This is a genomic window from Flammeovirgaceae bacterium SG7u.111, from assembly GCA_034044135.1.
In the GTDB taxonomy this organism is placed as follows: Bacteria; Bacteroidota; Bacteroidia; order Cytophagales; family Flammeovirgaceae.
In genome coordinates this window covers 2,347,921-2,372,914 of the sequence record CP139021.1, presented here as the reverse complement: position 1 = coordinate 2,372,914, position 24,994 = coordinate 2,347,921, and the positions used below count along the sequence as shown (strand labels likewise).

The 24,994-nt window shown below is 40.2% G+C and carries 18 protein-coding genes; 10 read left to right on the top strand and 8 right to left on the bottom strand.

Annotated features, from left to right (window positions below):
- Nucleotides 1-119 precede the first annotated feature (119 nt).
- The 5 genes from R9C00_09270 to R9C00_09250 all read left to right on the top strand — a co-directional run bounded on the left by R9C00_09270 (nt 120) and on the right by R9C00_09250 (nt 5,154).
- On the top strand, nt 120-485 hold the full coding sequence (locus tag R9C00_09270; protein WPO37639.1) for a hypothetical protein: 366 nt from the start codon (nt 120-122) through the stop codon (nt 483-485).
- A gap of 863 nt (nt 486-1,348) precedes the next feature.
- Nucleotides 1,349-2,131: a glucose-1-phosphate cytidylyltransferase gene (gene rfbF, locus R9C00_09265; GenBank protein WPO37638.1), complete on the top strand. Its 783-nt coding sequence runs from the start codon at nt 1,349-1,351 to the stop codon at nt 2,129-2,131.
- A gap of 55 nt (nt 2,132-2,186) precedes the next feature.
- On the top strand, nt 2,187-3,281 hold the full coding sequence (gene rfbG / locus R9C00_09260) for a CDP-glucose 4,6-dehydratase (protein ID WPO37637.1): 1,095 nt from the start codon (nt 2,187-2,189) through the stop codon (nt 3,279-3,281).
- A gap of 7 nt (nt 3,282-3,288) precedes the next feature.
- Nucleotides 3,289-3,831 (top strand): dTDP-4-dehydrorhamnose 3,5-epimerase, encoded by a 543-nt coding sequence (gene rfbC / locus R9C00_09255; GenBank protein ID WPO37636.1) that lies wholly within the window; start codon nt 3,289-3,291, stop codon nt 3,829-3,831.
- Between the two features lie 24 nt (nt 3,832-3,855).
- Entirely contained in the window at nt 3,856-5,154 is a 1,299-nt protein-coding gene (locus tag R9C00_09250) for an NAD(P)-dependent oxidoreductase (protein ID WPO37635.1), read from the top strand.
- Nucleotides 5,155-5,311: 157 nt separating this feature from the next.
- On the opposite strand, the gene rplT is transcribed toward R9C00_09250, so the two are convergent.
- The 3 genes from rplT to radC all read right to left on the bottom strand — a co-directional run bounded on the left by rplT (nt 5,312) and on the right by radC (nt 6,770).
- The gene (gene rplT, locus R9C00_09245; GenBank protein WPO37634.1) at nt 5,312-5,656 is read right to left on the bottom strand and encodes a 50S ribosomal protein L20; all 345 of its coding nucleotides are present in this window, start codon (nt 5,654-5,656) and stop codon (nt 5,312-5,314) included.
- A 54-nt stretch (nt 5,657-5,710) separates the two neighbouring features.
- The gene (gene rpmI, locus R9C00_09240; protein WPO37633.1) at nt 5,711-5,905 is read right to left on the bottom strand and encodes a 50S ribosomal protein L35; all 195 of its coding nucleotides are present in this window, start codon (nt 5,903-5,905) and stop codon (nt 5,711-5,713) included.
- A 172-nt stretch (nt 5,906-6,077) separates the two neighbouring features.
- A complete protein-coding gene (gene radC, locus R9C00_09235; protein ID WPO37632.1) occupies nt 6,078-6,770 on the bottom strand; it encodes a DNA repair protein RadC in 693 nt (230 codons plus the stop codon).
- Between the two features lie 138 nt (nt 6,771-6,908).
- Between radC and R9C00_09230 the strand changes: the two genes are divergently transcribed.
- Both R9C00_09230 and R9C00_09225 read left to right on the top strand, forming a co-directional pair.
- Nucleotides 6,909-7,823 (top strand): sugar phosphate nucleotidyltransferase, encoded by a 915-nt coding sequence (locus R9C00_09230; protein ID WPO37631.1) that lies wholly within the window; start codon nt 6,909-6,911, stop codon nt 7,821-7,823.
- Nucleotides 7,824-8,645: 822 nt separating this feature from the next.
- Nucleotides 8,646-9,014, top strand: a complete 369-nt coding sequence (locus R9C00_09225; GenBank protein ID WPO37630.1) for a response regulator — start codon at nt 8,646-8,648, stop codon at nt 9,012-9,014.
- Nucleotides 9,015-9,152: 138 nt separating this feature from the next.
- On the opposite strand, the gene R9C00_09220 is transcribed toward R9C00_09225, so the two are convergent.
- On the bottom strand, nt 9,153-10,811 hold the full coding sequence (locus R9C00_09220) for a DUF1501 domain-containing protein (protein ID WPO37629.1): 1,659 nt from the start codon (nt 10,809-10,811) through the stop codon (nt 9,153-9,155).
- A 58-nt stretch (nt 10,812-10,869) separates the two neighbouring features.
- Entirely contained in the window at nt 10,870-12,558 is a 1,689-nt protein-coding gene (locus R9C00_09215; protein ID WPO37628.1) for a DUF1800 family protein, read from the bottom strand.
- A 312-nt stretch (nt 12,559-12,870) separates the two neighbouring features.
- Between R9C00_09215 and R9C00_09210 the strand changes: the two genes are divergently transcribed.
- The gene (locus tag R9C00_09210) at nt 12,871-14,913 is read left to right on the top strand and encodes an NAD-binding protein (GenBank protein WPO37627.1); all 2,043 of its coding nucleotides are present in this window, start codon (nt 12,871-12,873) and stop codon (nt 14,911-14,913) included.
- 26 nt (nt 14,914-14,939) lie between these two features.
- On the opposite strand, the gene R9C00_09205 is transcribed toward R9C00_09210, so the two are convergent.
- Complete coding sequence (locus tag R9C00_09205) at nt 14,940-17,534, bottom strand: carboxypeptidase-like regulatory domain-containing protein (GenBank protein WPO37626.1); 2,595 nt, start codon at nt 17,532-17,534, stop codon at nt 14,940-14,942.
- Between the two features lie 485 nt (nt 17,535-18,019).
- Here R9C00_09205 and R9C00_09200 point away from each other — a divergent pair, with 485 nt between their 5' ends.
- Both R9C00_09200 and R9C00_09195 read left to right on the top strand, forming a co-directional pair.
- Complete coding sequence (locus R9C00_09200; protein ID WPO37625.1) at nt 18,020-20,425, top strand: TonB-dependent receptor; 2,406 nt, start codon at nt 18,020-18,022, stop codon at nt 20,423-20,425.
- Between the two features lie 160 nt (nt 20,426-20,585).
- Nucleotides 20,586-21,791: a GAF domain-containing sensor histidine kinase gene (locus R9C00_09195; GenBank protein WPO37624.1), complete on the top strand. Its 1,206-nt coding sequence runs from the start codon at nt 20,586-20,588 to the stop codon at nt 21,789-21,791.
- Nucleotides 21,792-21,850: 59 nt separating this feature from the next.
- Here R9C00_09195 and R9C00_09190 read toward each other — a convergent pair whose 3' ends face one another.
- Together R9C00_09190 and R9C00_09185 are read right to left on the bottom strand one after the other, a co-directional pair.
- Entirely contained in the window at nt 21,851-23,353 is a 1,503-nt protein-coding gene (locus R9C00_09190) for an alpha-L-fucosidase (protein WPO37623.1), read from the bottom strand.
- A gap of 224 nt (nt 23,354-23,577) precedes the next feature.
- Complete coding sequence (locus tag R9C00_09185) at nt 23,578-24,966, bottom strand: sulfatase-like hydrolase/transferase (protein WPO37622.1); 1,389 nt, start codon at nt 24,964-24,966, stop codon at nt 23,578-23,580.
- Nucleotides 24,967-24,994 lie beyond the last annotated feature (28 nt).

Sequence of the window (24,994 nt, the reverse complement as noted above, 5' to 3'; positions counted from 1 at the left end):
TCATTAAATGACCAATGTTAGAAATTGGGAGAATTTGAACAGTTTTCCTCATTATGAATCCAGTAAAATCCTAATCTAAATAGTCTGTTCATTTTAGGATTGCTATAAACTTAAAAGCCATGAAAAAATATGTATTTCTACTTTTATTGATTATCCCCCTTGAATTATTGGCGCAAGAGGTTGTACGCCCAGCCAATATCAATGTATCTGCTAAAGATATTCAATCACTAGGTATCACTTTCGATGATTCGCTTGAAAAAGTAAAAGTCAATTTTCAAGTCACAGATGTCGAATTAGAATTCAACAAAAAGAATTTATATGTGATGTATTATAATGAATCGATCAACATGATTGAATTCGGCTGCATCACCGAGGCTGACCCAAGCAACAAGGGCATTTATATGTTGAATGAGAAATTTTATATCCCCGTAACCCCTCCACAGCAGCAACTTCAAATTGAAACTGTGCGAAATGAACTCAAATAATGTAAGAATACCAAATAGTCCTTATCAACTACCCCAAACAATACCTGCTCGTAGCTATACACACTTCTCAAAAACAACTAAGTTCCCCCCTCTCCATTAATTGACAGTGCCAGCACAATTATGTTTCCTAGGCTGGCACCCTACTATAAACAAGATCTCTCTTGAGCAAAACCGAATACCAGCCAGTATTAATGATGTCTTTTAATAAAAGACCCAAATCCCCCCTGCCCAACAATAAGCAATGATGGCACACATCGTCAAGCTTACTTTTATTACTTTATCAGACTGTATATAACAGTACCCCAACAACACAACTTTGGGAAACACACCCCAAAACATGCTTGGCTAAAGCAGCAACCCTACCCTTCCATAGCCCACTTTCTAAACACCTTTCTACATGTAAGCTATTTAATATTCAAACAAGGAAACCTAAGATTTCAGACGTAATAAAAAACCAAACCATTTAACAAATACAAATAAGGAACTCAACAGATCTTAAAGCAAATAAAAGTAATATAAACACAATAATATTCTCATAATACAACTTAAAACAAAATATAATTACACTTATAGTATTATAACAACAGCTTATTCTTAAAGAGAATAACAAACAAAATACAAGACAAAGCCATGTAAGTTTCTTCAAATCAAAGACAAACAATTACATTATTCTTTATATGTCATACATTCAGAATATTATTTTGTTTAATATTAAAAAAACAATTCTTTTACTACCATTAACATGGTTATCAGAATTATATACCTAGACCAAGCATTAACATATGTTTCAAAACAGGATGTGATTTTATCATTATCATTGAGAAAAATTTATTAATCACAAACCTTTCAAAACCTATTTAAACATGAAAGCAGTCTTTTTTGCTGGTGGATACGGCACAAGAATTAGTGAAGAAAGTGGTATTAGACCAAAACCTATGATTGAGATCGGTGGCAAGCCAATTTTGTGGCATATCATGAAGATCTATTCTGCACATGGCATCAACGAGTTTATCGTATGCTGTGGGTACAAAGGTTATTTCATCAAAGAATACTTCTCGAATTACTTTACCCACAATTCAGATTTCACCTTTGATATGAAAAACAATAACATGGAAATTCACAATTCATCTGCTGAGCCTTGGAAGGTTACGTTGATTGACACCGGCGAAGGAACTATGACTGGTGGTCGTTTGAAAAGGGTAATGGATTACATTGGTGACGAAACATTTTGCCTTACCTACGGCGATGGAGTAAGTGATGTGAACATAACCGAACTAGTAAAGTTCCACAAAAGCCATGGCAAAGAAGCTACCCTCACAGCGGTACAACAACCTGGTAGATTCGGCGCTTTCAACCTTCATGCTGGCGACCCTTCAATTGGTAGCTTCCGTGAAAAACCTCAGGGTGATGGAAATGACCAAGCATATATAAATGGTGGTTTCTTCGTACTTGAACCATCTGTGAGAGAATATTTGAAAGATGATACTACAGTTTGGGAAAGAGGACCAATGGAAACTCTTGCTGACACTGGCAACCTAATGGCATTCAAACATACAGGTTTCTGGCAACCAATGGATACTTTGAGAGATAAAAACGTCCTCGAAGAAATGTGGGACAAAAACGAAGCCCCTTGGAAAGTTTGGTAATCCCAAACCTCCACATTCAACTGTAGCAATCTTTATTTATTCTTAAAATTTAAGCATGATAGAAGTATCATTTGAAGAAGCATATAAAGGAAAAAAAGTTCTAGTTACTGGTCATACCGGCTTCAAAGGAAGCTGGATGACCCAGTGGTTAGTTATGCTAGGAGCTGATGTATATGGTTACTCTTTAGAGCCAAATACTAGCCCTTCACTTTTTGACCAATTAGAATTAGAAAAAGATATCGACCACAAAATTGGAGATATCCGAGATTTTGCCACACTCAAGTCTTATATAGGAGAAGTCGATCCCGACATCATTTTCCATTTAGCAGCACAGCCTTTAGTAAGATACTCGTATCGCGAACCTTTGGAAACTACAGAGGTGAACGTAATGGGCACTGTAAATGTACTTGATGCTGTAAGGCAATTGGGCATTTCTACTTCTGTAGTAGTTATCACAACTGACAAAAGTTACGAGAACAAAGAATGGCTCTTTGGCTATAGGGAAAATGACCCAATGGGAGGACACGACGTCTATTCTGCCAGTAAAGGAGCTTGTGAAATCATGGTTTCTTCGTGGAGAAGCTCATTCTTTAGCGACAATGACAAGGTAAAAGTAGCAAGTGTTCGTGCTGGAAACGTAATTGGCGGTGGCGACTGGGCAGAAGACAGGATCGTTCCTGATTGTATCCGCTTCCTTTCTGAGGGAAAAACTATTGAGGTTAGAAATCCTCATGCAACTCGCCCTTGGCAACATGTGCTTGAGCCTATCCATGGTTATTTGGCGCTAGGGACCCAGCTTTTGTCTGAAGAAGAGCCACCTCGCGGAAGAGATGTGTATTGCGGAGGATTCAACTTCGGACCGCTTATCAGTTCCAACAAAAATGTGGGAATTTTGGTAGAAGAAGTACTCAAAAACTGGGGCGAAGGCAAATGGGAAGACCACAGCAACGTAGATGCGCTTCACGAAGCGTCACTCCTTAACTTGACTATCGACAAGGTTTTCCATTTACTAAACTGGATACCTAGATGGAATTTTGAGGAAACCATTAAACAAACTGTGGATTGGTACAAAGAGGTGTATTCAAACCCAGAAAGTGCTAAAGAGATCACTCTTAAGCAAATCAAACTTTATGACAATTCTAAAAAATAGAAGATAAATGGAAAAAATAGAAACTGGTATTGCTGGTTGCTTTGAACTCCAACCAAGAATTTTTGAAGATCACAGAGGACGCTTGGTAAAAACTTACCACGAGCCTACCTACAAAGACCTTGGCTTGGACACAAACTTTACCGAAGGGTATTATTCAGTATCTGCCAAAGGTGTTTTGAGAGGATTGCATTTCCAAACTCCTCCCCACGAGTTAGTAAAATGCGTGACCGTACTGCACGGAAAAGTATTTGATGCAGTGGTTGATATCCGTAAAGGCTCGCCTACCTACGGAAAGTCATTTGGGATAGAGCTAAGTGCCGAAAAAGGGAACATGCTTTATGTACCTGCTGGTTTGGCCCACGGTTTTTATTCTATGACCGAACAAGCTGTTTTCCTTTATAGAACAACTGAGATTTACCAGCCAGATAGCGATGGTGCTATCCGCTGGGACTCATGTGGAATAGAGTGGCCAGATATGAACCCACTTGTATCGGAAAAAGACACGAATGCTCCGACTTTCGAAGAGTACGAAACCCCATTTGTATTTTAAGCAACTCGTTCAAAACAAGAAATTATGATTTTAGTAGATAATGCATTAAAAGCCAGAGAAGCCGCTGGAAACCCTATCAAAGTGGGAATCATAGGCGCTGGCGCAATGGCGAAGGGAATGATCAACCAAATCGCCAAATATACTCCCGGAATGGTAGTAGCGGCCACTCATGCACGTACCATCGAAAAGGCGACAACATCATATGATTATGCTGGAATAACGGGTTATAAGATCACCAACAGCGTGAGTGAAGCTGAAGCAACTATTGCAAAAGGCAAATCAGTCATCACCGACAATATCGATGTGCTTATTGAAGCTGGAAATATCGATATTTTGGTAGAAGCGACCGGTGCAGTAGAATTTACCGCAAGGTTATTCTTAAAAGCTATGGACTTTGGCAAACATATCTTGTCGTTCAATGCTGAAATTGATGCAACTCTTGGCCCTATCTTGAAGCAGAAAGCTGATCAAGCTGGTGTGATGTACAGCGTAGCAGATGGCGATCAGCCTGGTGTTACTTTAAACTTGTACCGCTTTGTGAAAAGTATGGGCTTCACTCCTCTTGTAGCAGGAAATATCAAAGGCCTACAAGACCGCTACCGTAACCCAACTACTCAGGCTAGCTTTGCCAAGCAATGGCAAATGGCTCCTGAAATGGTAACTAGCTTTGCCGATGGAACAAAAATCTCTATCGAACAAGCATGTATAGCCAATGCTACAGGAATGAAAGTTGCCCAAAGAGGAATGATCGGCCATCACTCAAAAGAGCATATCGATGACTTGACCAAGCTATTTGATGTAGACCAACTGAAAGAGCTAGGCGGAATTGTTGATTATGTAGTAGGACCAAAACCTGGTCCTGGCGTGTTTATCTATGCAACTACTGACGATCCGCTTTCGGCGCACTATTTGAAATATGGTAAGCTTGGTGACGGACCATTGTATAGCTTCTACGTCCCTTACCACCTTTTGTTATTTGAAATACCTAACTCTATTTCTAGAATGGTCGATTTCAAGGATACTATTTTAGCACCTATAGGAGCGCCTGTGGTAGAGGTTATGACTGCTGCAAAAACTGATTTGAAAGCTGGGGAAACACTTGATGGACTTGGCGGCTATAAATACTACGGAATGTGTGAAAACTCTCCAGTGATGAGAGCAGAAAACCTCTTGCCTGTAGGATTGGCCAATGGAGTCAAATTGAAAAACGATATCCCTAAAGATCAAGCCATTACGCTTGACGATATTATAATGCCAGAAGACAGCCTGGTATTCGACTTATTCCACCAGCAGTTGGAGGCTTTCCAAACACAAGCTGTATAGTTTGTATTGGATACTCTGTTAAATCTGCTAGCAGCCCTGGTTTTACTAGGGCTGTTTTTTGTATGTTAGTATAGGTGCGATAAATTTAAAAAATTGAGCATAAAAAAAGCTCGGCAAAATTGCCGAGCTTCCCTCTTATTTCATGGCTTCCGCCAATCTATTTGACTTTATCTACAATAGCTTTAAAAGCATCTGGATGATTCATCGCCAAATCTGCTAGAGCTTTTCTGTTAAGTTCAATTTCTGACTTACGAACTTGCCCCATAAAATGAGAATAAGACATACCGTGCAATCTTGCACCTGCATTGATACGCTGGATCCAAAGACCTCTAAACTTGCGTTTCTTCTGCTTTCTATCGCGGTATGCGTATTGTAAACCTTTTTCGACGGCGTTCTTTGCTACCGTCCACACATTCTTGCGTCTGCCCCAATAACCTTTTGCTAATTTTAAGATTTTCTTTCTGCGGGCTCTAGAAGCAACATGATTAACTGATCTAGGCATCTTAAAATAAAATTTAAATGTTTAAAAATAATTTCTTTCTGACCGTGCTTCGAATTAGAGGTTGAGCATTGCTTTCACCCTACCTTCATCCGATTTGTGCACTACTGTCATGCTGGTAAGGTTACGTTTCTGCTTCGTTTCCTTCTTGGTAAGGATGTGGCTTTTAAAAGCGTGTTTCCTCTTCAATTTTCCACTTGCAGTCAACTTAAACCTTTTCTTAGCACCGGATTTTGTTTTTACTTTCGGCATTGTTAGAAATGTTTAATAGTACTGATTTATATAAATTCACCCGAAACCCAGAGAGCTTCTGGCAAAACGAGTTGCAAATTTAGCACATTATTGCAGTAATTTATATTTTGAGCATAAAAAAAGGCAACATTTTCATCTTGTTGCCACCTGTTTCTTGAAAAAACGCCTAGTATCAGATCATTCCCTCGTCTGCAAAGCTAAAATGCGCATGGTCGGTAAAAATCAAATGATCCAAAATAGGCAAATCCAACAGCTTTCCCGCTTCAACTAACTTCTTGGTTAGTTTTATATCAGCTGAACTAGGGTTCAAGTTTCCCGAAGGATGGTTATGCACCAAAATCACCGCACTGCAGCTAACTTCCAGTGCTTTTTTGAAGATTATCTTGGGGTCGGCAACAGTTCCCGAAATGCCACCAGAACTCACTTTGTGTGTAGCCATCACAAGATTTGACCTATTCAGAAGCAACAACCAAAACTCTTCGTGGTGCAAGTCCATCAAATAAGGTTTTATCACTTCATAAGCATCTGTCGAGCAAGTGATCTTGGGTTTTTCCAATACCTCGCTAGCCTTTCTTCTCCTGCCCAATTCCAATGCGCTTACTATAGAAATAGCCTTTGCAGGTCCTATCCCTTTGAACTTTGTCAAATCCGACACACTGTATTTTGCCAGTTCATTAAGATTATTCCCCACTTGGCTCAAAATATATTTGGACAAGTCCACAGCCGAAAGCGACCGAGTACCCGAGCCTAATATAATTCCTAATAACTCTGCATCCGAAAGGGCGGCTTTCCCTTTCAACATCAGCTTTTCCCGTGGGCGATCTTCTTCGGCCCATTTTTTGATGCTAAGTTCTGCTTTGTACATTTGCCAACCAGTTAAGGTGAATAGTAATTTCAATAAAGAATATTGTTAACGGCTATGCGCAAGCTATAACGCTAACACACCAATTAAGTAACGCTAAAAAGCAGAGAAACAAATAATTGCAACAAAGTATATTTAAAAATGAAACCAACACTATTGATTTTAGCTGCAGGAATGGGCAGCAGGTACGGAGGATTAAAGCAGATGGACGGGTTCGGCCCAAATGATGAGAAAATCATCGATTATTCTATTTATGATGCCATACAAGCAGGATTTGGCAAGATAGTTTTTGTCATAAGAAGAAGTTTTGAAGATGCTTTTAAAGAAGCCTTTGTCAATAAACTAGAAGATAAAATAAAAATCGAAGTTGTATTCCAAGAACTAGAAGACTTGCCTGAAGGATTTGCCCTACCCGAAGGCAGAGAAAAACCTTGGGGAACAGGTCATGCCATCTTAGCCGCCGCACCTGTAATCAACGAGCCATTTGCCGTCATCAATGCGGATGATTTTTACGGAGCTGGAGCTTATAAAATTATTTCTGACTTTTTGAGCAACCTAGAAGATACGCCCGAATCTGAAAGCTACTGCATGGTAGGTTACCAATTGGGAAACACCTTATCTGAACACGGATACGTATCTAGAGGGATTTGCGCCACAGATAGTCAAGACAATTTACAGACCATAGTAGAAAGAACTCAAATTCAACGAGGTGATGACGGAGTGATTTTTTTTAAAGATGAAAATGAGCAAAAACACCTTCTTGATGATAAAGATGTTGCTTCTATGAACCTCATGGGCTTTCCTAAAGAAGCCATGGCTCAATTCAAAAAATACTTCATTGAATTTTTGAAAGAAAATGGCACGCAGCTCAAAGCAGAGTTCTACCTGCCTTGGGTAGTAAATATGGTCATCCAAACTGGGCATGCAAGTGTAAAAGTTCTTAATACAGATGCTAAATGGTTTGGAGTAACGTATAAGGAAGACAAGCAAGAAGCTGTCGATAAAATAAAAGCATTAGTGGAAGCCAAAGTGTATCCAGAAAAGCTTTGGGAATAGGGAACAATTCCACAGAACTAATGTTATAAAAAATACCCGCAAAAGCCGTCAGCATCTTGCGGGTTATAGTTAAAAAAATCAGATACAGGTCTTAGACCTTAGGAGAAAGCAAAACAATCACAGATAGTTGCTTTCTAAAAATTAATTAGGCAAAACTTGTTCTTCTGTTACTTGCAGAAGAACAAGTTTTTTATCCTTCTTTTTAATGGTATAAATTTGGTGATCAGCCCTTGTTTTTGCTATGATTACACACACAGCAAAATATGATTAATATCATACCGAAATTACCTATAAAAGGCATTTCACAAGCACAACAGCACCTTCTTTCAAAAGAACTTACACTTCTGAATAAACAAAAGCAACTCGTTACATATCATTATACGGATTTCATAATATATCAACCCTTTCTGTTCTTCAATAACCAATATCATAAACAAACACATATTTAATTACCATAGTCACAATACTAAATACTTTATCAAGCAACCATAGCAATGCTTCCTGTTATTTATTCAAAATAACACAAAAATACAATTTCAACACAAACATTGCCTTAACGATAATAAGCTAGTACCAACCCTATAATTAATGGGATTAATCATAGAAATCCATAACAAATGTTATCAATAAGTAATTATATTATTGTTTTATTTGGCGTATATATTACATATGGTTACTTTTAGCTGTAAAACAGAGAAGAACAGAAAACGTTTTAAACAATATCAAACATTAATATAATCCAATTTATAACAACCAACTCAACCTCCCCCAATAGCTTCATCTGCTAAGAGGGAATTCCAATTACCAAAAACATAATATAAAATGAAAAGCATATATTTTGTAGAACCCCAAACCACCTACATACAACAACTTCAGAGCACTATGCTAAAAGATGATTTTGCTGTAGAAGGATTCAATAATGCTAGCGAGTGCATTAAAGCTTTATTTGAGCTAAACAAATCCAACCAAGATATGCCCGATGTAATCGTAATAGACTACAACCTTCCTGGGGTAGACGGATTGACATTATTTGAAAAACTAAGCCCTTTGCTGGAAGACACTAAGTTTATCTTGCTTATGCCCGAAGACAAGGAAGCCCTTCTTTTCGATGTAATAAGGGCTGGGATCATGAACTATGTTATGAAAAACAAAGGCTTTATGGACGTATTAGAAACAGCTATTGCTGCATAAAGCCAAACTTATTTCCATAGAAAAACCCCTTTAGGCAATGCCAAAGGGGTTTCGTTTTTTCAGTTAATCTGTATTGCTAAACGAAGGAAGTTGAAATCAACCTCCATATTCATTTGTTAGGTCTAGTCACTAAAATCTTTATCCTCCAATAATCACCATTTTTTTAGAAGCTTTAAGCTTACCTGCTTTTATCCTATAAAAATACATCCCTGGAGTAAGTCCTTTTACATTTAAGATCACTTCATGCTCACCTGCGGGCTGTTTCCCTTCATAAATCACCTTTACTTTCTTCCCTGAGTTATCAAAAAGCGACAAAGTCACATTGGCAGGAGTATTAATCTTCCATGATATTTTAGTCTCCGTCCTTACAGGGTTAGGGTAGCAAGTATCCAACCTAAAGCGCTCATTGAAAAACTCATCGGTAGAAGTAACACTCCCTCCTACCACAGGCAATTTTTCACCAGAAAACTGGTCGAAATGCGTTGCTTCCAAAGCCTCATCCGATGCTTCAAACCAATCCTGCATCACTGATGCGAGCACTTGGCGATAATCATATTGCATGGGGACATTATTCCTATCTAAGTTAGCCAAATCAGGGTTGTCACCTATAATTCCCGGTGTTACACCTTTTCCAAACAGCATCATAGGAGCAGCAGTACCGTGATCTGTACCCCAACTTCCGTTAGACTTTGCCCTTCTTCCAAACTCAGAATAGGTCATCGTCAACACTTTTTCATCTATACCCAAGTTTTTCAAGTCATCTTGAAAAACTTTCATAGCCGAAGAAATATGATAAAGAAGTGCTGAATGAGCCCCTAGTGTAGGATCATAATCTTCAACTTGCGAAGCGTGCGTATCGAACCCACCAATTCTGACAAGAAAAACTTTTGTTTTGATTCCTCCATTCAACAACCTGGCAATCAACTTTAATTGGTTAGAAAGACCATTTTTCAAGCTTCCCTGAGGAGCCGCCAATGGATAGGTTTCAGGGTAAGTAACACTACTATTTGAACCGTTTTCATACACCTCCCTAAGTCGTGCAGCATACAGGTTAGATTGTTTTTCTATATCCATAATGTACTTCAGCTCATCTCCATAAAAAGAGTCTACAATATCTCCTGGAGGGTCTCCACCGACACTATTGATCAGATCATAAAATTGTTGAGGATTTTGAACCGCCAAACCTGCTGGAATTCCATCTTCTCGGTGGAAAGCAATAGATACTCCTGTTCCTATTTCGATGCCTAAAGGGTCGGGCATAGTTGCATTTGGATAGGCTGCGGGAGGTCCTTCTGGGTAACCTGGGTAGGTATGATCCAGGTAACGACCAATCCATCCCGAACCAAAATAATCATCGTAACTGCCGCCCATAAACCAAATATCTCTTCCCCTAAAATGCGAACCATTGTTGTTTTCGTAAGAAACCCCTTGTACGATATTCACCAATCCTTCATCGTACATAGATTTTACCCCGAGCATATCAGGATGAAGCCCTACTTGCTTTTCTTTGGCTATCGTTTTATCCAATTCAATAAAACTTCTATTCCCATTTTGAGGAATGGCAATATTTGGCCTGAGGTTATAATAGTTATCGTACTGATCTACGGGAATTACCATATTGAGTCCATCGTTCCCGCCGTGCATTTGCAAAATAATCAGAACTTTATCGTTAGGGCTAGCAGCTGCCATCCTGCTCAACTGGCTGTTTTGAGCAAAAAGGTGCATAGGAATTCCTCCTAATAAAAATGGACCAGTAGCCGCACTTGCTGCTTGTTTGAGAAAATTTCTTCTTTTCATCGTAGCTTTAGTATTTTCGGAAAAACCGAGGTTAATGTTTTAGATTAAACTGAATAGTCTACTGCAATTGGCTTTCGGGAGACTGGAGGATCGCTTTTAAGAGGTTTTCCAACTGCCCTCGCACCGCCACATCATCCCCACTATCGAGGTATTGCTGCCATTCAGACTGCCAATTGATCACCGAAAGGTTATCTAACAAAACAGCATTTACGAAATAGGTAAACCTTTCGTCTGACACACCTTCGGGAAGGAGGTAATCGACCAATTCTGCCACTAGTTTATCTGGATCAAACGGGTCGGAAATATTGTTGGTATCCTTCACATAAGCCACTATATCCAACAAAGGAGAGTTCGGATCATCCTCCGATTTTTTGAGAAGATGTTCTATAAATTTGTAGCGCTGGGCGAGGTAATTGGCCGAAATCCAGTTACGGTTAAAAACGGGGAATTGATGGTAAGCCGGATATCCTGCAACTTCATATGGCTCTACAAAGGACATGCCTTGCTCGCTCATATATTTCATGATATTGCTATACCCGCCGTCTAGTAGGGTCGCATAATCCAATTGATCATCTGGAAGCTCTACTTGGAAAAACTTGATCATCCCCATCACCAATTCGATTGGCGATTTGATAATTGCCCCAATCTTATTGTCCTTCAACTCTGCATTATCCACATCATAAAAATGCTGACTTTGAAGAAGTTGGCTAAGCACAGGAACAAAATCGTAATCGTTGTCCCTAAATGTTTCTGCCAAGGGTGCGATGATTCCAGTTTCTACTTCCTCATCTATTTTATAGTACACAAAAAAGCGGTACAGTTTTCGGCAAATATGCTTTGCCGTTTCTTCTTGATCAAAAATCACATCTACAAACTGCTGAAGTTCACCCAGTGCAGCTTCGGCAGTTGCTTTGCCGTTCACTATTTCCGCAGGTTCAATCACCGTATTTTGAAACCTTTCCGAAAGAGTCTTGGTGCTTTCATCGTGCTTTTTTGCGCTGGTTACCACATACACATCTCCTTGCCACTCTCCACCTTGGATAACACCCGCTGCTAAGCCTGTATCTTCATCTATATTTCTGAAGCTCGTGTCTTCTCCATACCCCGAAAGGATTTTTGCACCTTCTTGTACATCCAGTTCGGTGTAGTTGGTATAATCATCAGAACTTACCTGAGGCCCTTTCCCTATGGTATACAGCTCCATAAACTCTCGGGCATAGTTTTCCTGAGGCCTGCCAACCACATTCAAATATCCATCTAAATGGCGGAGCATCGCATTATCAAGGCAAAGCTTCAACGAAAATTCTTTGAAATTGCCAAGTCCATAAAACCTCAATAGTTCAATATGATAATAAAGCGCCGCACTTTTTTGGATTCGCGACTGGATAAGAGGAATGTGCGTGTGTAAAAAATAAGCCATCTTCTCTGAAAGAGACATTCCTGACTTTGCCATTTGCGAAAGCCACCATCCTAATACAACATCTTTCAACTCATCTTCCCCACTGTTTCCTTCTCCTGCCGTAAATACGCTATTTTCAGGATCTATCCAAGGCGAACCCGTCAAGGGGTCGATAGGAGGTGGAGCTTTTTCTTCAGGAGCTTGTAATAATTCGGCAACGGCCTGGGCTGCCGTCATATTGGCAAAATCGTCAATTTGTTTGCGAGTAGCGCCAAAAGTCGCCCGCCTCAATAAATGTGCTGATAGTTTTAGCCCTAATGGACCTGTTCTTGGTTCGAGTGAAACCATACGCTTAGCTGTTATAGATTTTGGTTAGTAAAAAAGCTTTTTGTAAGAATCATTTTCCTTCACAAACTGCTCGTTGCTCAGTTTGCAAAAATGATTCCTTTATTTACTTCTGTTAACATCAACGCTACAAATGCCAAAACAAATAGCTTTTCAAAAAAAAATCTTGGTAGCAAAAAATGATTTTCAAATTTTTAAAGTCAGAATATTATAGTATGTTTAGTCTACTTTGTTTGACCAGTGAAGTCAGGCGCTATCCTTTCTATTTTTAGAAAGGAATAGCCTAACACCATTAGAGGATTTTTACACCAAACTATGTCGTCTACACCCATTAAAAAAAATCATCAATTAATCCCAGTAGTAATTGTTACTGGAATAATCTTAGTTTTCCTTCTCGGTTTTTGGGGGTATTATGATGCGGAAGTATACAAAACACTCCATGCAACATCTGAAGAAACGTACGACAAAGAACTCCACCTCTGGAATACTCTTTACGCTATTTTGGGCATGTTCCTGATGGGCAACTTAGAGCCTAACTTCCAAAACTGGCAGATAATCCTAGCAAGTTTTCTTGCTGCACTTATCCTTGGCTTCGGTATCATTCAATACACATGGAACTATGTTACGAACTGGTGGACTGGTGTGATCACCCGCTATTTTTACAGTGATCACAGTATTATTCTGGGCAATAGCAATATTAGTTTCAGAATAGCCAATGAATTACTTGCAGATGGGCAAAAAGTAGTAATTGTAGAAAAAGCGGACAAAGTGAACGAGAACCTGTTGAAAATTTCTTCGATGGGAGGAAAATTACTGGGGGCGTCCGATTCCATGAGCTCTGATCTTATCCGTGCAGGAATTAAACGGGCAAAGTACTGCCTTGTGTTGGGCATCAACGACGAAGACAATATGCAAACGGCAAACCTACTCAGCTGGCTCAACCGAACTCTCGTTTTCGACAATGAACTGAAAGTACTTATTTATGTAGAAGGAAGGGAGAACAACAATTTCCTCAAAGACTACATGGATAAATACAACCGCACCAATAAGTTTGATATTGATGCGTTCAATGCCGATCTGGCCGCAGCTAAATTAATTTATGACACCTACCCTCCCCTCAGCAATGTAGATTATGAAACTGTAAAAGACGAGGAAGGAAAGATAAAACAAGTAAAAAGCACCGACAATGCTATTCTGATACTTGGTTTGAACAGAACAGCGGAAATGTTCTTGCTCGAAAATTATATCCTAAGCCACCGCCCAGGCCTCAAAAGGCTCAAGGTGATTTTGATAGACAAAGACATTAAAAATGTTTATGAGAGAGTAAAATTCAAGTTCCCATTCATAGAAGATTATTTGGATATAGAAACCATAGAATATGAAGACGAAGTATTCTACAGCAGCTCTTATTCTTCCAATAGTTTTATAAAAAAACTCAAACTCCTGAGCGGAGTCTACATTTTTGGGGACAATGATGCTAAACTCATCGGTATGTCCAATTCGTTCCGCCAACTCTTGTACTCCTCTATTGGCGACCTTAATGACACCCCCATTGTTACTTGCCTACCTGAAAAAACACGTGCCCTTGCCCTTCTCAACCCCGACAAGCTACAAAGCGAAGGCGGCACTACCGAACTTTACGACTCGCTAAAGCACGACCTCAACATCAATTTTGTAAGGCTCTTTACAGATACTTGCACCAAAACAAAACTGATAGACCAACTCGACACCATTGATACACTTTCCAAAGTGATCAATTATTTCTACTCCATGAAATATGAGTTCAGGTATTTACTGGATGAAAAAGAATCAGCCCTCCTGACCGATAAGGTTTTGGACGAAGCGGAAAATGCTTTCATCAATGTAGAATTCACTTCGGACAATCCGTTGAACGACTTAGAAGACGCTGTTTTGTCAGTCATTTCCAACGCACTTGGCAGAGATAAAAGAAGCTTAAAGCCACTCTTTGCCATCAACTATCGTTGGAACGACCTTACCGACATCAAACAAGAATCGAACAGGTATGTAGCCCGCCACCTCAACACCAAAACCGCTTTTATAAGAAAAATGGGACATAGGGTGATAAGCAAAGGAACAGTGAAACCCTATTATAAAATCTTCGCTCCTGTTGAGCATGCCCGCTGGTGCTCCGAAAAGCTAGCTTTCCGCTTTAGGTATGGAAAATTTCCCTCCGATAATTCGAAGGCAAAAAAGCTATTAAAAGATGACTTGAAAATCCATGACCAACTTATCCCTTACGAGCAACTTACCCAAGAAATGGAGGACAAAGATTTCAACATGTTTTTGATGATCCCGACCTTGGAAGCATTAAAGAAGAAACTTAATGGAGAAAATTAACAGGCTTTCTTGCCTATAAAACAACTCTACTTCCTACCTGTATGCTTGAAATTATAAGTAACTGATGGAATGATAGTTTTGAAAATATAAAATTGCTCTAGCTGTCCCTTCGAAGGATCATTTGGGTCACGGCTATAATTTACCGAGAAAGTATTTTCCCTAGCATACACATTGTAGAGGGAAAATACCCAATAGCCTTGTGTACGCTTCAATTTCCCAGCATTTTTCCCTTTTTTCTTAATTACTCGTCCACGCATCACGGCAGTCAAATCGAGCCTATGATGGGAAGGAAGCCTGTCTTGGTTTCTATCCGAAAAATTTGGGATAGCCTTACCCTCAAATACAAAACGAGAATCGGGCAAAGTAATAGGCCTGCCAGTAGCATAAGTAAATGTGGCAGAAAAACTCCATTTATCATTCAGGTGATAAGTGCCCAACACTTTCAAATCATGAAGCCTATCACTATTTGATGGGTAAAACTCACCCTTATTTATCTGCTCTTGCTCAAACTCACCCAAAGTTTTTCTTTGAGATCGCGAAAGCGTATAAGCCAACATTCCCTCAAACTTATCAGTATTCCAGTTGACCATAAACTCCAAGCCATAGGCTACTCCTCTGTTGGAAAGCAAATCCTTTTCTACCCGCTGGTTGAGCACCAACTCAGCCCCGTCCTTATACTCCAGCACGTTTTGCATATTTTTGAAGTAAACCTCTACCGAAGCATCAATAGATTTGTCTTTAAAATTCTGGAAATAACCTATAGAAACCTGATCGCTAATTTGAGGTTTTATATGCGTATTGCTCAGCTTCCATACATCCGTAAGATACACGTTTGTCGAGTTTGAGACCAAATGTATATATTGCCGATGACGATTATAGGAGAACTTCACCCCTTTTTCAGGGGAAAACCTATACCTAACAGCCAAGCGAGGTTCTGGACCGTGGTAGGCTTTAACCAACTCGCCCTTGCCCAAACTCAACGTATCAATAGGTTCTCCAACCACAGGTCCTTCAGGTCCGTAGACATATACTTCAGAAGGTCCTAAATTGAACAACCCTGAATACCTCAAACCATAATCGACGCTAAGCTTTTCAGAAAATTTCCATTCATCAGTAAAATACAGAGCTGCCTCTACCCCATGTTCTCTTTGCAAAGCCAACTCCTTTTTCAAATCCACATTTTCTTTTACAAAAGTACCCGGGGAAAACTCATGAAAAATCAATTGCCCACCAAAATTGAAGGTATGTTTCGATGATTTAAACCAAGTAAAATCATCTTTGAGACGGTAGCTCGCCAGCTTGGAAAAAAGCTCCGAATCGTTAATTCCATCAAAATCCAATGCGCTATATTCATAGCGGCTATAAACTGCCGTAAAGTTGGAGAAAAGGCTTCGGTTATAAACTCTATTCCACCGAAAACTTCCATTGATATTCCCCCATTGATAATCTTCCCCATTCTCCAATTTCGATTCATCAAACCCATAAAACCCAGAGAGGTATAACCTGTTTTTCGAATTAAGCTTATAGTTCAGTTTTAAATTTAAATCATTAAAATCTCCTCCCACATTACTTAAGCCTGTATTCCTCAGCCCAATGTTTGACAGGTCTGAAAACGCCGTTCTGCCCGAAATCAAGAAAGTGCTTTTGTCTTTTTTGATTGGCCCTTCTACAGAAAGCCGTGTAGAAATCACACCAACTCCTCCACTCACCACAAGCTCTTCATTACTCCCTTCTCTCTGCCAAATCTCCGTTACCGAAGACAAGCTCCCACCAAACCGAGCAGGTATACTACCTTTATAAATCTTCGCATCTTTCACCACATCTGAGTTAAAAACAGAGACCAGTCCATAAAAATGGCTGGTATAATAAACAGGAGCATCGTCGAGAAAAATAAGGTTTTGATCGACACTCCCTCCCCTTACATTAAACCCGGTAGACACCTGCCCCACCGTACTCACCCCTGGCAAATTCCCCAATGCCCGAATCACATCTACCTCACCATATAAATAAGGTATTTTCCCAATCTTCTTCATATCCAGCCTATGCGTGCTCATTTGAACCTGCTCCAAGTTCGCTTCCATTTCCTGATCAGCAATAACCGTCACTTCTGCGAGCCGTTTGCTGAAAGGCTGCATGAACCAATTGAGCCGTATGTTCCCAGTAAGATCTAACTCGAAAGTATCGGCATAAAAGCCTATGTTAGAATAAATAATTTGGTACGTGTCTTCGGGCAGGGTAATGGAATAGAAGCCATAAGGATTTGAAACAGCGCCTTTCCTCTCGCCCGAAGAAGAAATAGCCAACATCGTCGCCCCAATCAACGTTTCCTCTGACTCCGCTTCCTTTATGAACCCACTGATCACAAAAAGCTGTGGCTCTACTACTTTCACTTTTTTTTGAGCCTTGGAAAGGATCAGCAAATTCCTTTTTTGCTGATAAGTAACCCCAACTTGAGTTTCGGTGAGAGCCAATAGTTCTTCAACCGTATGTTGTTTGTTGGCGAGCTGAAGAGAGGGCAATCCCTTTAAAAGTTCATTCGTATAAATAAACCTAAACTTCGATTGCTCTTCTATTTGCAAAATCAAGTCTTCTGCACTCAAGTTAGCCTGAGCGATTTCCATCTTTTTATCAAGAGGAAAAGACTGGGCCTCAGCTCTTTCTTCCACAGTAAAAAGCAGAAGAAAAGCTCCACAAAAAATGATACAAATTTGCTTATAAAATGTCGGTTTAGGTTCGTGAGCTGTTATGCTATTATCGGAGGCAAAAAATACAGGCTTAGCAGTACTAAGGCAAAACTTTTTAACGAACAAGAATGGTATAACAGGTAGAAAAAAACCGCTATTTTGTGAGAATATTTGTATAAATGCGCTTTTAGGTAGTTTCAATGGCAAAGGCTAATTGATTTAGTGCTTGGGCAAAGTAAAAACCTTTTTCCCAATCCGTGTAACCAAATCCAGCATATAACAAAAAAAACTTGGGTTTCGGCAAATAAAAGTGAGGAACGGGATTATTCAGGACAAACTAAAATCCAAAACATTTGCATCCACCACATCTTCCCAACAAAACACATTTTTAATACATTTGTAGTTACAACCACACTACTCAAATGAATTTCTACTTACGAATTTTACTAACTTTCATTTTCATACCCCAACTTGTGCTCTCACAATCTATCCAGGTTGTAGATGAGCAAAGTGAGGAAGCTATAGAGGGAGTGATAGTTTCAGGGGAAAATGGAAGTAATTTTATCTTGACGGACAAAGAGGGCAGCATCAATATTTCTCAGCTAAAGGGGGAAATACTCACCTTTAGGCACTTGGCGTACTACACCACCCAAATCAGTCGCCAAGAGCTTTCAGCCCAACAGACCATCCGGCTAAAACCTTCTGCCATCACGCTCGACGAGATTGTGCTATCGGCTAACCGTTGGGAGCAAAACAAGAAATATATTCCTAACCAAATAGTGAACCTAGAAGCCGAGCAAATAGCCCATGGTAACCCAGCCACCACGGCAGATATCCTTTCGCAAAGCGGGCAAGTTTTTGTGCAAAAAAGCCAGCAAGGCGGAGGTAGCCCTATGCTGAGGGGCTTTGCCGCCAACTCGGTACTGATTGTGATAGACGGGGTCAGGATGAACAATGCCATCTACCGAAGTGGAAACTTGCACAATATTATTTCTCTTGACCCCAATCTATTGGAAAATGCCGAAGTGGTACTGGGCCCTGGCTCGGTAATTTACGGCAGCGATGCCCTTGGTGGCGTCATGGACTTTCATTCCATTACCCCAGCTTTGGCAAGAGAAAATGAAAAAACAAACATTTCGGGTGGGGCAAACTTTCGCTATGGAACTGCCGCCAACGAGAAAACAGGGCATGTTCATCTCAACCTCGGATCACAGAAGTTTGCCTCGCTCAGCAGTATCTCTTTTAGTGACTTTGACGACCTCCAGATGGGTAAAGAAAGAAGTAGTGACAACTCCGAGTGGGGAAAAAGGATGGAGTATGTCACTACTGCTAATGGGGAGGACATTATTGTTAGAAACGATAATATAAATATACAAAGATTCTCCCGTTATAGTCAAGCAAATTTCACCCAAAAATTCTTATTCAAACCCAAAAACAATCTTGATTTTCTATATGCATTCCACTTCAGCAAAACGGGCGATGTTCCTCGCTATGATAGACTTATAGAATACAGAAATGAAAAGCCCCGCTATGCTGTTTGGGAATACTCTCCTCAGGAATGGAGCATGCATCAAGCCCGAGCTACCTACAGGCCATCAAGACAATTTGCAGATCAAATTCGTGCTAATCTGGCATTTCAACAGATAAAAGAAGGAAGAAACGATAGGACATTCCAAGATGAGAACAGAAGGGAACGCTTGGAAAAAGTAGATGTTTGGAGTTTGAATATCGATGCCGAAAAAGTATGGAAGAGAGAAACCCATCAGCTTTTTTACGGCTTAGAATTCACCAACAACCAAGTAGCTTCTTCTGCCCAAAGCATCAACATCGATAATGGAACAGTTTCCCCGGCAGCTACCCGCTACCCTGACGGAGGAAGCAGCTATAAAAGTGCCGCCATCTATACTAGTTACAAATGGCTTTTTAATGAAAAATCGACTTTCACCGCAGGGCTTAGGTACAACTTGGTCAAGCTAAATGCTACTTTTTCAGACACTACATTTTACCAATTCCCATTCTCCGAAGCCAAGCTCAGCAACGGTTCTTTCAACGGAAGCCTTGGGTGGGTATTTCGCCCAAAAGAAACCTGGCAAATCAACATAAACCTCGCTAGTGGTTTCCGAGCTCCAAATGTCGACGATGCGGGGAAAGTTTTTGATTCCGAACCTGGAACAATCGTTGTTCCTAACCCAGGCCTCAAACCTGAAAGAGCGTACAGCGGAGAAGTGGGAATTGCCAAGATTTTTGGGGGAATACTAAAAGCAGAATTTAACGCTTTCTACACATACCTTTCAGATGCCATGGTAAGGCGCCCATTCTCCTTCAATGGACAAGATTCCCTTCTGTACGACGGAACGCTCAGCCAAGTACAAGCGTTGGTAAATACTGGAAAAGCATATACCGCTGGGGCTTCTGTTTTGGTAAAAGGAGAACTTGGTACTAATTTATCTAGCCTTGCCTCGCTCAACTACACTACTGGCCGCGACTTGGCAGAAGATTTACCTTTGCGCCACATCCCTCCGGTTTTTGGGAAATGGGACGTGACTTATAAGAGAAAAAAGCTCAGGCTATCTGCAGATGTCCAATTTGCAGCAAGAAAATGGCTGAGCGACATGAGCCCTTCCGAACAGAGCAAGACACATATTTACACGGCTACGGGAACACCTTCTTGGTACACACTTAATTTCCGAACTTCCTACAAACCCAAAGAGTTCTTGACATTACAAGCAGGAATGGAAAATATCTTAGACAAACATTACCGACCCTATAGCTCAGGAATCAGTGCTGCAGGAAGAAATATTTACATTGGAATTAGAGCAAAATGGTGATCGTTGTGACTCACCTGCACTTTACACAAAAACGGATTGAATTGTGATAAAAAACAATTCTTTTTAAAAGAGAAAAAAAATTGAATTATTCCGAACCAATAACTTGTAAAATGCGAAGTTATCTGATTGACTATTGAAGATAAAAACTATAACTTGAGTCATGATTAAACCTGATATACCTAAAGAAGAATCCAAACGGCTCGCCAATTTGCAGGAGTATTCTATTTTGGATACACTCCCAGAGCAAGAATATGATGAAATCACCCAATTGGCATCGTATATCTGTGGTGTACCAATATCTCTTATTAGCTTAATTGATGACAAAAGACAATGGTTCAAATCGCACCATGGAACAGATGCAACAGAAACTCCAAAAGAGTATGCATTCTGTGCCCATGCCATAAACCAACCCGATAATGTAATGATTATTCCTGACTCTAGGAAAGACAAAAGGTTCAAGAACAACCCGTTAGTCATTGATGACCCACATGTTATTTTTTACGCAGGAGTTCCATTGGTTACCCCCGCAGGCTACTCCTTGGGCACTTTATGTGTGATAGATAATAAACCCAACAACTTGTCTGACAATCAAGTAAGAGCATTAAAGGCCTTATCTAATCAGTTAATGAAACTACTGGAACTACGAAAAAAATCAAAAGCATTAGAAGCAAAAGTATATGAGCTGGAAATACAAAATAGTGGCTTGGAGAAGTTTGCCTATGTAGCTGCACACGATATCAAATCACCATTGAACAGTATAGTAGCCCTTAATAACCTGTTTAAACAGGACTATTCGGAGATAATTGATGAGAAAGGGTTAAGTCTGCTCGAGCATGTCAACCTATCCTCTTCTAAACTCACACAACTGATAGATGGAATATTGAAGTACAGCAAGAGCACAAAAAAAATATCTGATAACAAGGAAGAAGTCAATATTACCACTCTTAGTAATGAGTTGATCTCCCTACTCGATTCGAAAGGAGAGGTTCTCTTTAAGCTTTATCCTGAAAAGGATATTTATATTTTCACCAACAAAACTGCTTTGGAACAAATACTTATCAATTTGATCGGCAATAGTATAAAGTACAATGACAAAGAAAAAACTGAAATCACACTAAAAATAGGAGAGTATCCAAACTTTGTGAAATTCAATATTATAGACAACGGCCCTGGGGTGAAGAAGGAAGAACAAGACAAAATATTTCAAATTTTTGAAACAAGTGCAAACAAAACTAGAAATGGGGAAAGAGGGAGTGGAATTGGCTTGGCTACAGTAAAATCGCTTGTAGAGGGCCTTGGAGGATCAATCACTGTCCAATCTGACAAAAGGGATGGATGCAACTTTGAGTTCACCATAAAAAAATAGATAACCCACCTACTGCCTAGGCAAGAGGTGGGTTTTAAAATCAGGTTTTGTTTACCCTTTTACTTCTCTTCCAATATAATCTCAAAAACAGTTACCATCTCATCAAAGTCAAGACCGCTAACGTCTAGGGTTAAACCTGCTTTTTCCAAGGCAAAAGGAATAGTTTTAGTTTCCCCCAAAAGACTAACCGATTTAATTTTTGTCTTCTTAGGCAAGTCTTTTTTGTTAAATGCCTCCATCACTACCTCTTTCCCCTGAGGCACTCCCAGTGGCATAGCAAAAATGCGGTTGCCTTTGGTTGTATAGCGAATGTCCTTGTAAGAATACTTGATCTTGCCAAAAGCTTGGTGGTTTTTGAAATGCCCTTCTGGCTCTACTGTTGGTCCTTCACCAAAGGTATACCAAGGTCGGCTGCTATAGATCGCATCCCCATTGGTACCTAGCCAAGCACCCATTTTCAACAGCACACCTCGCTGATCGTCAGGAATAGTTCCATCAGCTTTTGGAGAGATATTTAACAACAACACCCCATTTTTACTTACAATGTCAATCAATACATGCAAAAGATCATCAGCAGGTTTAATTTCCAAGTTTTCGGTGTAGCACCAGCTTCCTTTGCTTATGGTCTCGTCCGTCATCCAGTACTTTTCTTCTAATCTATTTTTCCTTGACTTTTCCAAATCATCTACACTGAAGTCGAGCGGCAAATCATCTTGTTTTCTCACAATCACCACTTCTTTCCCCCACTTCTCAGCTTCGTTTAGATAATAAGCAGCAAACTCTTTTCTATACTTCTCTGGAATCTGATCCAGCCACGAATCGAACCAAATAATATCGGGCTGGTACTTATCAATTACCTCTTTCAATTTACCAAACCACACTTCTTTGTGCCATTGCTCAGCCTCAATATTTCCATACAAATATTTCAAGTCTTCACGGTCAGATGTTGGAGGCATTCCTTCAAAAAACGGGTAATGAGAGTTACGGTAAGCATTCTCTTTCCCATCTACATTCGAGGTATCATGCCGCTGCAAGTTACGGGCATGGTGGAACGTAGTGATCAGCTTCATATCTTTGGTTTTCAATACTTTTGCAAGCTCACCAGTGATATCTTTCATAGGGCCTTTGTCGGCACTGTTGAAAGGAGTGATATCGCTATCCCACATCGAAAAACCATCGTGGTGCTCGGCTACAGGTCCGGCAAACTTAGCCCCTGCTTTTTGGAAAAGTGTAGCCCATTCTTCTGCGTCGAAATGCTCGGCAGTGAAGAAAGGAACGAAGTTGTGGTAACCAAAATCGGACGGAGGGCCGTATTTCTCTACGTGGTGTTTGTAGAACTTATGACCTTCAAAGTGCATCCAGCGCGGATACCATTCGTTGCCAAAAGCGGGAACAGAATATACTCCCCAGTGGAAATAAATACCCAATTTAGCATCCAAAAACCATTCAGGTGCTTCGTTGTGTTTGCTCAACGATTCCCAATTGGCTTCATACTTTTGGGAAAAAGCTTGGCTCATACCAAGCAGTAAAAATGCTAGTGTAATCAGCGATTTCATTTTCATAATGTTAAGTTAAATAGTAAGAAGCTGTTTGGGAATTATATTTAAAAATTGTTATCGCTTATTTTGGATGCAGAATAAGGCAAAATAGACAAAGATAGTGGAGCTATCTGCGGAGATTTTAACGCAATTATGCGCCAAAAGAAGCACATAAGAATTTTGAAGATATATTTCAAAACAGCTTCTAAGCATTCGTGAATATATTTTCTCGTCAGACAAGAAAGACCTTACTTCTTTTTATGCAATGATTTCCTTCTTGTTTCCTGAAGCCTCTTCTCTTCTTTGATCACATTTTCAGGATGTGGATCCAGCCAAAGTGGAGCTATCATGTCTTTGTTCCATTTTTCAAAGTCTTCCTTTAGCTCAGCTACCACCTTAGGGTTTTGCTCCGCTATGTCATTTCTTTCATAACTATCCTTACTCAAATCGAACAGTAAAAACTTGTCTTTGTACGTCGATTTGTAAAGCTTGTAATTCCCTTTTCTTACCCCGTACTCAAAGCCATTCACTGTTCGCCAAACCAAGAAATCGTGAGGAATTCCTTTCTTTTCTTCTTTCAAATAAGGAAGAACATTCACCCCATCTAACTTATTTTTCGGCTTCTTATCAATCCCTGCCGCGGCAAGTGCTGTAGGCAAAATGTCGAGAGAAATGATTGGTTCACCATAGCGCTTCCCGCCTTCCAAACCTTTTGGCCAAGTCATTACAAAAGGCACTCGGATACCCCCTTCAAAGATCATCCCTTTGTGCCCTCGGTAAGGTCGGTTATCAGCGTGCTCAGCCCTACCGCCGTTATCACTCAAGAAAATGACCATGGTATTTTCTTTGATGCCCAGTTCGGTCAGCGTTTTATCAATCGCCCCTACTCCGGCATCAACTCCGGCAACCATTGCTCCATACACTGATCTACCTCCGTATTCGATGTGCTTTGTTTTTTCAAGATACTCTTCTGTGGTATGATCTGGAGCATGGGGTGCATTGTAGGCCAGGTAAATAAAGAAAGGATCGTCTTTGTTTTCTTTGATAAAAGAAACTGCTTCCTCAGTAAAGTCATCGGTGAGGTAGCTCAGTTCTTTTTGGTCAACCTTTTCCTTATTACGATAAATTGTTTTATGATTTCCTTGAGGAAATCCCCAATAATTTGTACCGCCTGCGCTAAAGCCAAACCAGTGGTCGAATCCTCGCTCGTTGGGTTGGAATTTTTGGGCATCGCCCAAGTGCCATTTCCCTATCGCACACGTTTTGTAGCCTCCTGCTTTCAAATAATCGGATATCATTACTTCCGAAAGCGGTGTTCCCACCTCTTCCCCATTTTCTATATAAGGAGGGTTGCAGTCGTGGCCAAAGCGGGACTGGTACCTACCCGTAAGCAAACCAGCACGAGACGGGCTGCAATACGGTGCGGAAACATACCCTTGGTCAAAAACCACCCCTTCGCTTGCCAATTTATCGAGCGCGGGGGTGGGAATATCTGTGCAGCCATTGAATCCGACATCGCTCCAACCTTGGTCATCTGTCAATATCACAATGATATTTGGCTTTTCTTGTGCAAAAAGATTACACGAAACTAGCCCAATGAACAAGGCTATTAGGAATACATGTTTTTTTGTTTTCATATTTGTGAAGAAGGTTTATAGGCTCGAC